The organism is Roseovarius bejariae, assembly GCF_009669325.1.
GTDB classification, from domain to species: Bacteria; Pseudomonadota; Alphaproteobacteria; order Rhodobacterales; family Rhodobacteraceae; genus Roseovarius; species Roseovarius bejariae.
In genome coordinates, this window is sequence record NZ_SZWE01000002.1 from 304,176 (window position 1) to 316,256 (window position 12,081).

Below are 12,081 nucleotides of genomic sequence, written 5' to 3' on the forward strand. Positions count from 1 at the left end.
GTTCTCGCGGATCACGGATTTGTTTATGGCCAAGCGGCGGGGCAGCCCCAAGGATGACGCCATAGTTTTTGCACAGAGGACCACCGAGATGAAACAGCTATTGGCAGGTTTGGCTTTGGCCGTGATGGCGCAGGGGGCGCAGGCTTCGGATGATGACATCATGCGGGTTTCCGCCCAGGGTGATGTGACGGCCACGATGGATGCGTTGCAAGCGGCGGTCGAGGGGGCCGGGGCCACGGTCTTTGCCCGGGTCGATCATGCTGGTGGGGCCGAGAGTGCGGGCATGGATTTGGCCGCCTCGCAATTGTTGGTTTTCGGGAATCCCAAGCTGGGCACGCCAGCGATGCAGGACGACCCCTTGGCGGGTCTGTTCCTGCCGCTGAAGGTGTTGGTCTACGAGGACGCGGAGGGCCGGGTTTGGCTGGCCTATGAAGACCCCGAGGAAACCCTGGACGACCTTCCCGGCATCAATGACGACGCGGGCTATATCGCCAAGATGCGGATGGCCTTGATCAAGCTGACCGAAAAGGCGGCAGGAAAGTAGCGTGGACGCACGGGTGGTGGCCTGTGCGGTTCAGGCTTTCATGACCGCAAGCGCCTCTTTCAGGTCTATCGCCCCGTCGTAAAGGGCGCGGCCCGAGATCGCACCATTGAGCGGCGCGCCACAGGCCTTCAGAGCCTTGAGGTCGTCGATGGAACTGACCCCGCCCGAGGCGATGACCGGGATCGAGACCGCATGGGCGAGGGCGGCGGTTTCCTCGATATTGGGGCCCTGCATGGCGCCGTCGCGGTTGATGTCGGTGTAGATGATGGCGGCCACGCCCGCATCCTCGAACGACCGTGCCAGATCGGTGGCCAGAACATCGGTTTCCTCGGCCCAACCCTTGGTTGCCACGCGGCCTTGGCGGGCGTCGATGCCCACGGCGACCTGACCGGGGAAGGCGCGGGCCGCCTCGCGCACAAGCGCGGGGTTTTCAACGGCCACGGTGCCCAGAATCACCCGGGCCAACCCCTTGGAAAGCCAACGTTCGATCGTGGCCATATCGCGAATGCCACCCCCCAGTTGCGCGGGCACCTGGGTGCGCTCGAGGATCGCCTCGACCGGGGCGGCATTGATCGGCTCTCCGGCAAAAGCGCCATTGAGATCGACCAGATGCAACCACTCACAACCCGCCTCGACGAACTCCATCGCCTGTGCGGCGGGGTCGTCGTTGAACACGGTGGCCTTTTCCATCTCACCTTTGAACAGGCGCACGGCCTGGCCGTCCTTGAGGTCGATGGCGGGATAAAGGATCATGGGCGTCTTCCTTGGCTCTCTGTGTCGCCAGTCCTTTGGCACGCGTGCCCGGCAAATGCAACGCGACCCGACGTTATACTTGATTTCAAAGGGCGGGACAGGGCAGCGTCAAATCGGAACTCAAGGGAGGAGTTGAGATGAAACGCTTTGCATTGGCCGCTGTGGCCATGGTGATGGGCTCTGGCATGGCAATGGCCGAACCGGCCTTGGGCACCTGGAAAACCGAGGTGGACGATGGGTCCTATGCCCATGTGGAAATGGTCCAATGCGGCAGCAATGTCTGCGGCACCATTGCGCGGACCTTCAAGGACGGGGCCGAGTATGAATCGGATAACATCGGAAAGATGCTCGTGCGCAACATGGAGCCGCAGGGCAATGGCCGCTACGAAGGCCGGGTCTGGCGCCCGTCGAACAACAAGATCTACATCGGCAAGATGGATGTGAACGGCAATAGCCTGAAACTGCGCGGGTGCGTGGCAGGCGGTTTGATTTGCGCCAAGCAGAACTGGACCCGGATCAAGTAGGACCAGTCCGTTCGTGAAATTGGTTGGGGGCGTTGCCCCCGCCGCCCTGCGGGCGACTCCCCCAGGGTATTTTGACCAAGAAAAAGCCATTGGATTGCTCCTGGTTTTTTCTTGGCTCAAATACCCCCGCCGGAGGCACCCCGAGGGGATCGCCGGAGGCGAGACCCGAGACATAAAGCGCGCCGAAGGCGCACAATTGGCTCAGGGGGTCCAGTTCAGGAAATTGGCAATCAGGCGCAGGCCCGTGGACTGGCTTTTTTCCGGGTGGAATTGCGTGCCGACGATATTGTCGCGGCCCACGACGGCGGTGATCGGACCGGCGTAATCGACATGCGCCAGCAGATGCGCGGGGTCTGCCACGCGGAAATGGTAAGAGTGTACGAAATAGGCGTGGTCGCCGGTTGAGATCCCGTCGAACACCGGGTGGGCGTGGTCGATCACCAAGTCGTTCCAGCCCATATGCGGCACTTTCAGGGTTTCATCGGCGGGGGTGATCCGTTCTACCGTGCCACCGATCCAGTCAAACCCGGGGGTTGGGGTATACTCCATGCCACGTGTGGCGAGCATCTGCATGCCGATGCAGATGCCCATGAAGGGGCGGCCCTTGTCGATGACCGCCTCTTCGATGGCCTCAAAGAGCCCGCGGTGGTCGTAAAGTTCTTTCTGGCAGGCGGGAAAGGCCCCGTCGCCGGGCAGGACGATGCGGGTTGCCTTGCGCACCACCTCGGGGTCGGAGGTGACGGTGACCGGGCCTGCATCCACCTCGGCGGCCATGCGTTGAAAGGCCTTTTCCGCCGAATGCAGGTTGCCGGATTCGTAATCGACGATGACGGTAGTCATGAGGCTTTACAGCGCCCCCTTGGTCGAAGGCACCGCGTCGGATTTGCGCGGGTCGGTTTCCACCGCTTCGCGCAGGGCGCGGGCCACGGATTTGAACCCGGCTTCGGCCATGTGGTGGCTGTTGAACCCGTGCAAGGCGTCGACGTGCAGGGTGATGCCGCCGTGAGTGCTTAGCGCTTGGAAAAACTCGCGCACCAGTTCGGTATCGAAGGTGCCGATCTTGGGGGTGGGCAGCTCCATGTTCCAGATCAGGAAGGGCCGGCCCGAAAGGTCGAGCGCGGCACGTACCAGTGCGTCATCCATCGGCAAAAGGCAGGCGCCATAGCGGCGGATGCCGGTCTTGTCGCCAAGCGCCTGGGTCAGGGCCTGGCCCAGGGCGATGCCCACGTCCTCGACCGTGTGGTGATCGTCGATGTGCAGGTCGCCCTTGCAGCGCACTTTCATGTCGATCAGCGAGTGCCGCGCCAATTGGTCCAGCATGTGATCGAAGAAGCCGACGCCGGTTTCATTGTCATAGGCCCCGGTGCCGTCGAGGTCGATCTCGACGTGAATGTCGGTCTCGGCGGTCTTGCGGGTGATCGTGGCGTTGCGCATGGCGGTCTCTTCTTGTGATTGCCGCGCCCTTATAGGCGCGCAGACGGGGCAGGCCAAGGGGCCGGTGCAAAAGGGGAAACCCTGCGTGCCATAGGTGCATCAAATGAGGCCCTCGGGCCTTTTCACAATATCCGGTATGGGGAAAAGTAATTGGAGCGGGTGATGAGATTCGAACTCACGACATTTACCTTGGCAAGGTAACGCTCTACCCCTGAGCTACACCCGCGTCCTTGGGTAGGGCGGGATGTATAAATTCTGGTGCGGGGCTGCAAGCCAAAAATTGCACGAAACCGGAAAAAAATTCGAAACCGGCGAAAAATGGCGTTTGGTCCGGGGCTGGTTGCTTTGTGTGGACGTCGGGGGGCAGCCTGCGATATGACATGCAAAAAAGTCGTGAGGTTGAGGGTTTTGAGTTTAAAAACATGCCTATATCTGCCGCTGGTGTTTGCTTTGGCGGGCTGTGGAGATCCGATGCAGGATGTGGCCCGGCTGGCCGATCAGGATGTGGCCGAGGATGCGCCTACTTTGGATGCGGTTCCGAAGGTGGCGCCGCCAGACAGTGAGCGGGTTGGCCTTTTTGCCCGGCTCTTGGGAGAGCGAGCGGCCACCGGGGGCGATGCCGTGGAGGCCTCATTCCCTTCGGAGGGGGAGGATGTCTCCGAGACCGCCGAGGGAGAGGCGCAGGCCGCGGCCCCCACACCGGACGTGGAGCCAGCGGCGCGGCAGGGGCTTTTGGCCAATATTTTCGGGGGTGGGCGTGGCCCAGACAAGTCATCCTCGGTGCCCGATAACCAAGTCGCCTTCGGAACATTGCTACCCTATGGGGTGGTCAAGCCGATTTGTGGACTGAGCAAGGATCAGATGGGCAAGGTCGTGGCCAAGTACCCCGACCGCCGTCCGACCTACAAGGTCTATGACAGTGAGCCGGGGAACACCGGGGCGCATACCTTTTACGTGACCGGATTCGATGATGGTTGCGCGCGACAATTCACCGCCTCGCTTGCGATGTTCGGGTCGATCGAGATGCATGAAAGCCTGCGTTATGGTCTGGCTGCCAAGGTGCAGCCATACAGTTTGACGGATAAGGCCTATGAAAAGGTGAAGTCACGGGTTTGCGGGGTGCCGCGCAAGACGCCATGTGGCAAACGCGTGGATCGCTTGGCCGATGACACGGTATTCCTGAGCATTTACGAGCGGTTCGGCGGAAATGCTCAGTGGGAAAACCTGCTGCTGCACTCGGGCGAGGTGGTGGCGCAGGACAAGAAGGGCGGTTGAGGCTTACCAGTGAGGCGGGCGTTCGTCGCCGAGCGTGACTTGACCGCCCATGTCGCTTTCGCGCTCGGCCTCGCGTTCCATGAGCAGTTGCACACGGCGCGTCAGCATGGCGATTTCGCCTTCCTGACGGGCGACAACCTCGGACAGATCGTCAACCATGCGGCTGAGGTGGGCAAGGGTTTCTTCGGTTGAACTCATGTAATCCTGATTAAGAAGGTAACCTTTTGCGGTCAACTGTGCGGCAGAGTGACGTTGGGACACTCGGCAAAGACATGCCATAGCTTGCCCCCGGATGCCCCATCCGCTAGACCCCGCGGCGAATGCCAATGCTACGGGACAAGCGACATGGCCAAGCCAAAAAAACAGCCCCGCCCCAAGGCGGAGACGCCCAAGGGGTTCCGCGATTACTTCGGCGCCGAGGTGACCGAGCGCGCCGAGATGCTGCGCCGGATCGCCGAGGTCTATCATCGCTATGGCTTTGACGCTTTGGAAAGCAGCGCGGTCGAGACCGTCGAGGCGCTTGGCAAGTTCCTTCCCGATGTGGACCGGCCCAACGAAGGGGTGTTCGCCTGGCAGGAGGATGCCGAGGGCGACAAGCCGGGCGATTGGCTGGCCCTGCGCTATGACCTGACGGCGCCCTTGGCGCGGGTCTATGCCCAGCACCGCAACGACCTGCCCACGCCCTACCGGCGCTATGCCATGGGGCCGGTGTGGCGCAACGAGAAGCCGGGGCCGGGGCGCTATCGGCAGTTTTACCAGTGTGACGCCGATACCGTGGGCGCGCCGTCGGTGGCGGCGGACGCCGAGATTTGCGCGATGCTGGCCGATACCTTGGAAGAGGTGGGCATTCCGCGCGGGGATTACATCGTCCGGGTGAACAACCGGAAGGTTTTGAACGGGGTTCTTGAGGTCATGGGCCTTGAGGAAGGCGAGGCGCGCGACGCCGTGCTGCGCACCATCGACAAGTTCGACAAGGTGGGCGAGGAGGGTGTTCGCCAACTTTTGACCACGGGGCGCAAGGATGCTTCGGGGGCCTTTATCGAGGGTGTGGGCCTGAGCGAGGAACAGGCCGGGCCGGTTCTGGCGTTCCTGACCTCGAAAAGCGAGGTGACGACCGAGACCCTGGCCAACTTGCGCGCGGCAGTTGGTGAATCCCAAACCGGGCAGGAAGGCGTGCAGGAGCTTGAAACCATTGCCGAACTCATGGCCGCTCAAGGCTATGGCGCGGATCGTGTGGTGATCGACCCAAGTGTCGTGCGCGGGCTTGGTTACTACACCGGCCCCGTGTTCGAGGCCGAGCTGACCTTCGAGATTTTCGATGAAAAGGGCCGAAAGCGGCAGTTCGGCAGCGTCGCGGGTGGTGGGCGTTACGATGACCTTGTGAAGCGCTTCACCGGACAGGCCGTGCCCGCGACTGGGGTGTCGATCGGTGTGGATCGCCTGTTGGCGGCCCTGCGCGAAAAGGGCCGTATGGGCGGCGAGGCGCAGGGGCCTGTCGTGGTCACCGTGATGGATCGGGATCGGATGGCCGACTATCAGGACATGGTGGGCGAGTTGCGCCGCGCGGGCCTGCGGGCCGAGGTGTACCTTGGCAACCCCAAGAACTTCGGCAACCAGATGAAATACGCCGACAAACGCGGAAGCCCCGTGGCGGTGATCGCGGGCAGCGACGAGTTCGACTGCGGCGTGGTGCAGATCAAGGACCTGATCCTTGGCGCGAAGATCGCCGAGAGCGCCACTCTGGAAGAATGGAAGGAACGGCCCAGCCAATTCGAGGTGGCGCGGTCCGAACTGGTCGCCAAGGTGCGCGAGATCATCGACGGGCAGGGCCAATGACGGACCGGGCCATGATCCGGGCCGAGGCCGCGCGCCTGCGGGCCGCCTTCGAGGCCGAGGGGGCGCAGCCGGTGGAAACCGGGATTTTGCAACCGGCCGAGACACTTCTGGACCTCTACGGCGAAGATATTCGCGCCCGGGCCTATGTTACCTCGGATGCCCTGCGCGGCGAGCAGATGCTACGCCCGGATTTCACCGTGCCGGTGGTGCAGATGCATATGGAGCACGGGGCAGAACCGGCCTGCTATACCTATTCCGGCGAGGTGTTCCGGCGGCAGGAGGATGATCCCGACCGCGCGAATGAGTATATGCAGGTGGGCTTCGAGGTGTTCGAGCGCAATTCGCCCGAGGCCGCCGATGCCCGGGTTTTTGCCTTGATGTTCAATACATTGGCCCCACTGGGCCTGCGGGCCGCGACAGGGGATATCGGGGTTCTTATGGGGGCCGTTGATGGCTTGCAGACGACCGAACGCCGCAAGGCTGCACTGCGCCGACATATCTGGCGGCCGCGGCGGTTCCGCGCCCTGATCGATCGTTTCTCGGGGCGCGCTGCCGTGCCTGAAAGCCGAAGCGCGCTATTGGCAAGTGACGACCCGATGGCCGGGGCGGGGCCACTGATCGGGTTGCGCAGCCGCGCCGAGATCGAGGCGCGCATTGCCGCCCTGCGCGAGGATGCCGAGGCAGACCCTATTTCGGAAAACGAGGTGGCGCTTCTGGATGCGATCCTTGCGGTGCGCGAGACCTGTCCGAACGCGCTTGAACATCTGCGTGACATCGCCGTTGACATGCCCGCGATCCGCCCTGCCGTGGAGCGGTTGGAGCGGCGGCTTGAGGCCATGCAGGGGCGTGGACTCGACGTGGACACGCTGGATTTCGAGGCCAGCTATGGCCGCACGCATATGGAATATTACGACGGGTTCGTGTTCGGATTTTACGCCGAGGCGCGTCCCGATCTGCCCCCCGTGGCCACCGGCGGGCGGTATGACGCCCTGACGCGGCAGCTGGGGCAGGGGCGCGAGATTCCGGCCGTGGGCGGGGTGATCCGGCCCGGGCTGGTCGTGGAATTGGGGGGGCTGACATGAGCCTCAAATTGGGTGTGCCGTCCAAGGGGCGGTTGATGGAAAAGACCTTTGACTGGTTCGGCGCACGGGGGGTGACCCTTGGGCGCGCGGGATCGGACCGCGAATATGCGGGATTTGTCGAAGGTGTTGATAACGTTGAGCTTATCCTGCTATCGGCGGGCGAAATTCCCCGCGAACTGGCCGCGGGGCGCATTCACCTTGGGGTAACGGGCACCGACCTTGTGCGCGAGAAGCTGGGGCAATGGGATGCCCGCGTGCGGGAATTGGCCGAGCTTGGGTTCGGTCATGCCGATCTGGTGCTGGCGGTGCCGGGGGCCTGGGTGGATGTGAACACGCTGGATGATCTGGATGCCGCCGCCGCGGCGTTCCGGCAGGCGCATGGCTTTCGCTTGCGGGTGGCGACGAAATATCACCGTCTGGTGCGGGATTTCCTGCGCGACAACGGGGTGGCGGATTATCAATTGGTGGACAGTCAGGGCGCGACCGAAGGCACGGTCAAGAACGAGACTGCCGAGGCCATTGCCGATATTACGTCAACGGGTGATACCCTGCGGGCCAACCATTTGAAAATACTGGATGACGGGATGATCCTGCGGTCGCAGGCGACACTGTTCAAATCGCGCAAGGCGCCGCTTTCGGAGGCGGATCGGGCCGACCTCAAGGCGCTATTGCAGAAGTTGAATGTGGATTGAGGTGACCCTCGCGCCGAGGCGCGAGGGCCTTTAATGAGTCTCAGAAGCGGAATGTACCACGGACCTGCACGGTCGTCGCCTCGACATCCGGGCCGCCGCCGCCACCGAAGTTGTCAAATTCGTGATAGAGGACCTCGCCACCCACGGTGAAATTTTCCATCACGGCATGTTCATACCCTGCACCGATGAAATAGCCATCGTCGCTGCCCAAGGTGTTCACGTCCGCTTCGGCATAGCCGCCGGTCCCGTACAGCAGGCCATTGCCGATCTTGTAGCCACCGCGAAGTTTTGCACGCCAGACGCTATCAAGAGTGTTGCCGCCTCCAAGGCCGATATCCATCCAGTCATAATCAAGGCCGGCACCGATCACCCAGTTGCCAAGGTCATAATCGTAGCCGGCGGTCAGACCGCCGATGAAGCCATCACCGTCAAGGCCGGGAACATTGGTATCGATATTGGCATAGCCAAGCTGGCCCCCCGCGTAGAACCCTGTCCAATTGGGCGAGGCCGAGGCCACGGGGGCCGGGGCCGCCGGTTGCATGACCGGTTCGGAGGGGGCAGGTTCGGGCGAGCCTGCAAGGGCGGGAGCCGCGGCAAGGCTTGCGGCGGCGAGCAGAGGAAGTGCTAGGGTCTTGCTCATCTTTGACTCCTGTTCTTTGTCCTGTCGTTCTGCAATTTGACGCATCAGATGCGCTCAGGTCATTGACCCCCGTCATGAGGGCCACCGGTCAAGAGATGGAGCGTACAAGCCGCGGAACAAGCCAAGGGTCAGGGAACAGCGGTGTGCCGCCGGGATGCCACGGTCGGATCGGCCAAATGTTGCCATGCACACGATCGTGACAGGCAATGGGGTTGGTGCGCACGAATTCGTGAGTGGGTTTTTGTTAAAGCCTTTCCGGGGGCGAGTGTGGTTTCAATATTTTCCGGAAACGCTCTAACTCACTGCTATGAATTCGCTTTTAGGCGCTTTCGCCGCTTTTGGCGCATCAGGTTGAGCGCCTCGACCGCCCCGGCGAAAACCATTGCGGCATAGATGAATCCGCGTTCCACATGAAAGTGGAAGCCATCCGCCACAAGGGCCATGCCGACCATCACCAGAAAGGCCAGGGCCAGCATCTTGGTCGAGGGATGTGCCTCGACGAATTCGGCGATGGGGGCGGCGGCGATCATCATCACCACGATGGCAAGGGCGACAGCAGCCACCATGACCTCGATATGGTCTGCGATGCCGACGGCTGTGATGACGCTGTCGATGGAAAAAACCAGATCGAGCAGCATGATCTGGAAGATCACGCCGGTGAAGGCCGCGGCGACGACGCGTTCCTCGGTGGTGTGGATGTCATCGCCTTCGACTTCGTCGAAAATTTCGGTAGAGGCCTTGTAAATAAGGAAAAAACCGCCTGCCAGAAGGATCACGTCGCGCCAGGATACCGGCCAGCCTAAGAGGGTCACGACGGGTGCCGACAGGCCGATGATCCATGCGATTGAGAACAAAAGCCCGATGCGCAGGACAAGCGCCCCCGCAAGGCCGAGGACACGGGCGCGGGGGCGTTGGTGTTCGGGCAGTTTCGAGGCGGCGATGGAGATGAAGATCACGTTATCGACGCCCAGCACGATTTCCAGCAAGGTCAGCGTCAGGAACGAGGCCCAGACGGCGGGATCATTGAGCAGTTCAAGCATGTATCACCTGTCAGTCGTAGAGCGTTGAATCGAGATCGGGGAGGGTGAAATCCTCGGTGTGGACGACGACGCCCTCGTTGCTCAGCAGGACGATCCCGTAGGCGCCCGGCTCGGCCACGGAAAGGCGCGGGTCCTGATAACCAAGGGCCATGGGCATCTGGTGGCAGGGGCTTTTGAACACGGCCGCGGGGATGCCGTTGATGGCGCCCTGAATGGTGCGGTGGATATGGCCCGAGATGACTTGGGCGACGTTGTCGTGACGGTTCAGAAGGAGCGAAAGCTCGGGGATGGATTTCAACCCGATCCAGTCCATCCCCTTGAAACCAGTGGCAAAAACCGGGTGATGCGTAAACAGGATGCAGCGTTTCCCTGCCGCTTCGGATAGGCGTGCGTCAAGCCATGCGAGGCGATCGGGGCAGAGCAGGCCCGAGTGGGTATCCACGGCCTCTTCGTTGAGGGTGTCGAGCAGGATCAGGCGCTCATCCCCGAGGTCGACCACCTGTTGGACATGGCCTTGGGCGGTGGTCGGTGTCTCGGGAAATACCTGTAAAAACGGGGCGCGGCGGTCGTGGTTGCCGAGCATCAGCGAGACCGGAATTGAAGAGCCGTCCAGGATGTCGCGCAGGCGGGTGTATTCCTGTGCTGTGCCGTTGTGGGTCAGGTCCCCGGTCAGGACGATACGGGCCGCGTTAGGGTGCTGTGTGGTGGCATGGTCCAGCCCCTGCCTGAGCCGTTCGCCGGGGTCGAGACCGATAAGGGTTTCGCCCTCGGGCAGGAGATGCAGATCGGTGAAGACGAGGATTTTGTGCATGGGATTCGCCGCGTTGTTGCCGGGGGCAGGGTAGGGGATTCCCGGCGGTTTGGAAGGGGGAGGGGCGAATCGGTGCCAACCCTTTGGTTAACAAGGAAAATTCCACTCTGTATCACGTCGGCAACACGTCGGTATCGCATCGGTATTTTTTCCCGCATCCCCCGGACTTACCAGGGCGAGCGGTGATTTTTGTACGAAACGTACGCAAGTTTTGTACGGTTTGATTTTTCGTGCGGGAGTGAATGACCGGTGTCAGCCCCGGAGCGATCATTCGCTGCGCCATCAGGCAATGTCTGGTTCATGGGGTGACACGAGTTCTGAACGGGATTGGTTCCCGATTGGCATTTTACACGGGTAGGCTTTTGGCCGCGGTAACCTGACCTCGACCAATTTGCTGAAAATTGTCCGGACCTCTACTTGAGGCGGCGCCGTCCAGCTGAAAGATGAGGGTCTTCCGGGCGAGCTGCGGTAAGCGACCGGGCGAGTCGGTTCAGTTCACTGCGGCGGCTGACACCGGTACGGGTGAGAACGGCCTCGCAATGGCGCCGGACGGTATTCGGGCTGATGCCCATACGTGCTGCGGCCTCCTTGGTCGATAGGCCATCCAGCAAACAATGCGCAGTGTCCGTCTGGCGCTTCGTAAGGCCGAAACTTTCGGCCAGTCGGGCCGCCAGCGTTGCTGCATTCGGTGGCGAAATAGAAAGATACCCAGCATCCGGACCCGGCAACGGCAGGTTCAGAAACGCTCCGGTCCCGTTGTTGTCGCCAAGCTGGCCATCCTGAAGGGTCACGTTCATATCGCTTTCAACGATGGCGCGCTGGAGACGTTCGAAATTGCGGGCCTGCCGGTCCAATGCCTCGAAGCTATGGACGAAGGCCGGCAACAATAGATTTAGAACGATTTCCGCCCTCCCCCCGGCGAAAGACGGGGCATCGGCATTCGAATAACCCATTGCAAAGACGGCCTCACCCACGGCGAGGCGTGTCGTCATGCCGACGACGTGGTTCATGCCCGCGGGACGGAAAGCTTCACGGTGGAAAGCGGCGTTCTCGATCACGGCTCGCCTGGCAAAGGCGCTTTCGTGGTATACGCCGCTACCCATTTGCCGTCTGGTCAGGTTGATATTGTCGAGGTCCGGGTCGGTCGACCGTATATTGCCGTCGCGATCCACCCCGGCAAAGGTCCGAAAAAAGTACTCTTCGATCTGAGGCCCCGCGTTCCAAGTCACCAACAAGGGTGTTCCCTCGTTCAGCCATGCCGCCATGGCCGCATCCGCGTGTAACAGATCCGCAACCTCCGCGAGGATAGCTTCACCGCTGCCCGGATCTGCCTCGAACGTCAGAAGACGTCTTTGGATGTCGGCGACCTTAAGGGCGTGTTGCAATCCGAGTTCCATCCTCTGACCCCTAACATGTTCATAAAATAGGGCAAATGCCCCATGTCCGCGCG

General features: G+C 61.8%; 14 protein-coding genes and 1 tRNA gene. 6 read left to right on the forward strand and 9 right to left on the reverse strand.

What is annotated here, in order from left to right; all coding sequences use genetic code 11:
* Positions 1-88 precede the first annotated feature (88 nt).
* Positions 89-544, forward strand: coding sequence for a DUF302 domain-containing protein (locus FDP25_RS15540; RefSeq protein WP_154155067.1), 456 nt, complete (start codon positions 89-91; stop codon positions 542-544).
* Positions 545-574: 30 nt separating this feature from the next.
* Here the strand turns inward: FDP25_RS15540 and hisA are convergent, their stop codons facing one another.
* Positions 575-1,297: a 1-(5-phosphoribosyl)-5-[(5-phosphoribosylamino)methylideneamino]imidazole-4-carboxamide isomerase gene (hisA, locus tag FDP25_RS15545; protein ID WP_154154363.1), complete on the reverse strand. Its 723-nt coding sequence runs from the start codon at positions 1,295-1,297 to the stop codon at positions 575-577.
* A gap of 137 nt (positions 1,298-1,434) precedes the next feature.
* On the opposite strand from hisA, the gene FDP25_RS15550 reads away from it, so the two are divergent.
* Positions 1,435-1,821 carry a DUF2147 domain-containing protein gene (locus FDP25_RS15550; RefSeq protein WP_154154366.1) on the forward strand — a complete coding sequence of 129 codons (387 nt, stop codon included), beginning with the start codon at positions 1,435-1,437 and terminating at the stop codon, positions 1,819-1,821.
* Positions 1,822-2,022: 201 nt separating this feature from the next.
* Here FDP25_RS15550 and hisH read toward each other — a convergent pair whose 3' ends face one another.
* The 3 genes from hisH to FDP25_RS15565 form a co-directional block, all read right to left on the reverse strand.
* Positions 2,023-2,661: an imidazole glycerol phosphate synthase subunit HisH gene (hisH, locus tag FDP25_RS15555; protein WP_154154369.1), complete on the reverse strand. Its 639-nt coding sequence runs from the start codon at positions 2,659-2,661 to the stop codon at positions 2,023-2,025.
* A gap of 6 nt (positions 2,662-2,667) precedes the next feature.
* Entirely contained in the window at positions 2,668-3,255 is a 588-nt protein-coding gene (gene hisB, locus FDP25_RS15560; RefSeq protein WP_154154372.1) for an imidazoleglycerol-phosphate dehydratase HisB, read from the reverse strand.
* A gap of 151 nt (positions 3,256-3,406) precedes the next feature.
* Positions 3,407-3,481: transfer RNA gene (locus FDP25_RS15565), tRNA-Gly, on the reverse strand.
* A 182-nt stretch (positions 3,482-3,663) separates the two neighbouring features.
* Here FDP25_RS15565 and FDP25_RS15570 point away from each other — a divergent pair.
* Entirely contained in the window at positions 3,664-4,530 is an 867-nt protein-coding gene (locus FDP25_RS15570) for a hypothetical protein (RefSeq protein WP_172982827.1), read from the forward strand.
* 3 nt (positions 4,531-4,533) lie between these two features.
* On the opposite strand, the gene FDP25_RS15575 is transcribed toward FDP25_RS15570, so the two are convergent.
* Positions 4,534-4,728, reverse strand: coding sequence for a SlyX family protein (locus tag FDP25_RS15575; protein WP_154154378.1), 195 nt, complete (start codon positions 4,726-4,728; stop codon positions 4,534-4,536).
* 147 nt (positions 4,729-4,875) lie between these two features.
* On the opposite strand from FDP25_RS15575, the gene hisS reads away from it, so the two are divergent.
* The 3 genes from hisS to hisG are packed head-to-tail and all read left to right on the forward strand — an operon-like array spanning position 4,876 to position 8,140.
* Positions 4,876-6,366 carry a histidine--tRNA ligase gene (hisS, locus tag FDP25_RS15580; protein WP_154154381.1) on the forward strand — a complete coding sequence of 497 codons (1,491 nt, stop codon included), beginning with the start codon at positions 4,876-4,878 and terminating at the stop codon, positions 6,364-6,366.
* Positions 6,363-7,448 (forward strand): ATP phosphoribosyltransferase regulatory subunit, encoded by a 1,086-nt coding sequence (locus FDP25_RS15585; protein ID WP_154154384.1) that lies wholly within the window; start codon positions 6,363-6,365, stop codon positions 7,446-7,448. Before hisS ends, FDP25_RS15585 begins: the two co-directional genes overlap by 4 nt.
* On the forward strand, positions 7,445-8,140 hold the full coding sequence (gene hisG / locus FDP25_RS15590) for an ATP phosphoribosyltransferase (protein WP_154154387.1): 696 nt from the start codon (positions 7,445-7,447) through the stop codon (positions 8,138-8,140). The genes FDP25_RS15585 and hisG overlap by 4 nt, the downstream gene beginning before the upstream one ends.
* A gap of 40 nt (positions 8,141-8,180) precedes the next feature.
* Here hisG and FDP25_RS15595 read toward each other — a convergent pair whose 3' ends face one another.
* The 4 genes from FDP25_RS15595 to FDP25_RS17155 all read right to left on the reverse strand — a co-directional run bounded on the left by FDP25_RS15595 (position 8,181) and on the right by FDP25_RS17155 (position 12,028).
* A complete protein-coding gene (locus FDP25_RS15595; RefSeq protein ID WP_154154390.1) occupies positions 8,181-8,780 on the reverse strand; it encodes an outer membrane protein in 600 nt (199 codons plus the stop codon).
* A gap of 305 nt (positions 8,781-9,085) precedes the next feature.
* Entirely contained in the window at positions 9,086-9,820 is a 735-nt protein-coding gene (locus FDP25_RS15600; RefSeq protein ID WP_154154393.1) for a TerC family protein, read from the reverse strand.
* A gap of 10 nt (positions 9,821-9,830) precedes the next feature.
* The gene (locus FDP25_RS15605; RefSeq protein WP_154154396.1) at positions 9,831-10,631 is read right to left on the reverse strand and encodes a phosphodiesterase; all 801 of its coding nucleotides are present in this window, start codon (positions 10,629-10,631) and stop codon (positions 9,831-9,833) included.
* A gap of 413 nt (positions 10,632-11,044) precedes the next feature.
* Positions 11,045-12,028, reverse strand: coding sequence for a response regulator transcription factor (locus FDP25_RS17155; RefSeq protein WP_218939987.1), 984 nt, complete (start codon positions 12,026-12,028; stop codon positions 11,045-11,047).
* Positions 12,029-12,081 lie beyond the last annotated feature (53 nt).

Bases quoted from the DNA above. Each gene is read 5' to 3' on its own strand.
- hisS (WP_154154381.1), top strand. From the start codon at position 4,876: ATGGCCAAGCCAAAAAAACAGCCCCGCCCCAAGGCGGAGACGCCCAAG.
- hisB (WP_154154372.1), bottom strand. From the start codon at position 3,255: ATGCGCAACGCCACGATCACCCGCAAGACCGCCGAGACCGACATTCAC.
- FDP25_RS17155 (WP_218939987.1), bottom strand. From the start codon at position 12,028: ATGGAACTCGGATTGCAACACGCCCTTAAGGTCGCCGACATCCAAAGA.
- FDP25_RS15575 (WP_154154378.1), bottom strand. From the start codon at position 4,728: ATGAGTTCAACCGAAGAAACCCTTGCCCACCTCAGCCGCATGGTTGAC.
- FDP25_RS15540 (WP_154155067.1), top strand. From the start codon at position 89: ATGAAACAGCTATTGGCAGGTTTGGCTTTGGCCGTGATGGCGCAGGGG.
- FDP25_RS15550 (WP_154154366.1), top strand. From the start codon at position 1,435: ATGAAACGCTTTGCATTGGCCGCTGTGGCCATGGTGATGGGCTCTGGC.
- FDP25_RS15600 (WP_154154393.1), bottom strand. From the start codon at position 9,820: ATGCTTGAACTGCTCAATGATCCCGCCGTCTGGGCCTCGTTCCTGACG.
- hisG (WP_154154387.1), top strand. From the start codon at position 7,445: ATGAGCCTCAAATTGGGTGTGCCGTCCAAGGGGCGGTTGATGGAAAAG.
- FDP25_RS15595 (WP_154154390.1), bottom strand. From the start codon at position 8,780: ATGAGCAAGACCCTAGCACTTCCTCTGCTCGCCGCCGCAAGCCTTGCC.
- hisA (WP_154154363.1), bottom strand. From the start codon at position 1,297: ATGATCCTTTATCCCGCCATCGACCTCAAGGACGGCCAGGCCGTGCGC.
- FDP25_RS15605 (WP_154154396.1), bottom strand. From the start codon at position 10,631: ATGCACAAAATCCTCGTCTTCACCGATCTGCATCTCCTGCCCGAGGGC.
- FDP25_RS15585 (WP_154154384.1), top strand. From the start codon at position 6,363: ATGACGGACCGGGCCATGATCCGGGCCGAGGCCGCGCGCCTGCGGGCC.
- hisH (WP_154154369.1), bottom strand. From the start codon at position 2,661: ATGACTACCGTCATCGTCGATTACGAATCCGGCAACCTGCATTCGGCG.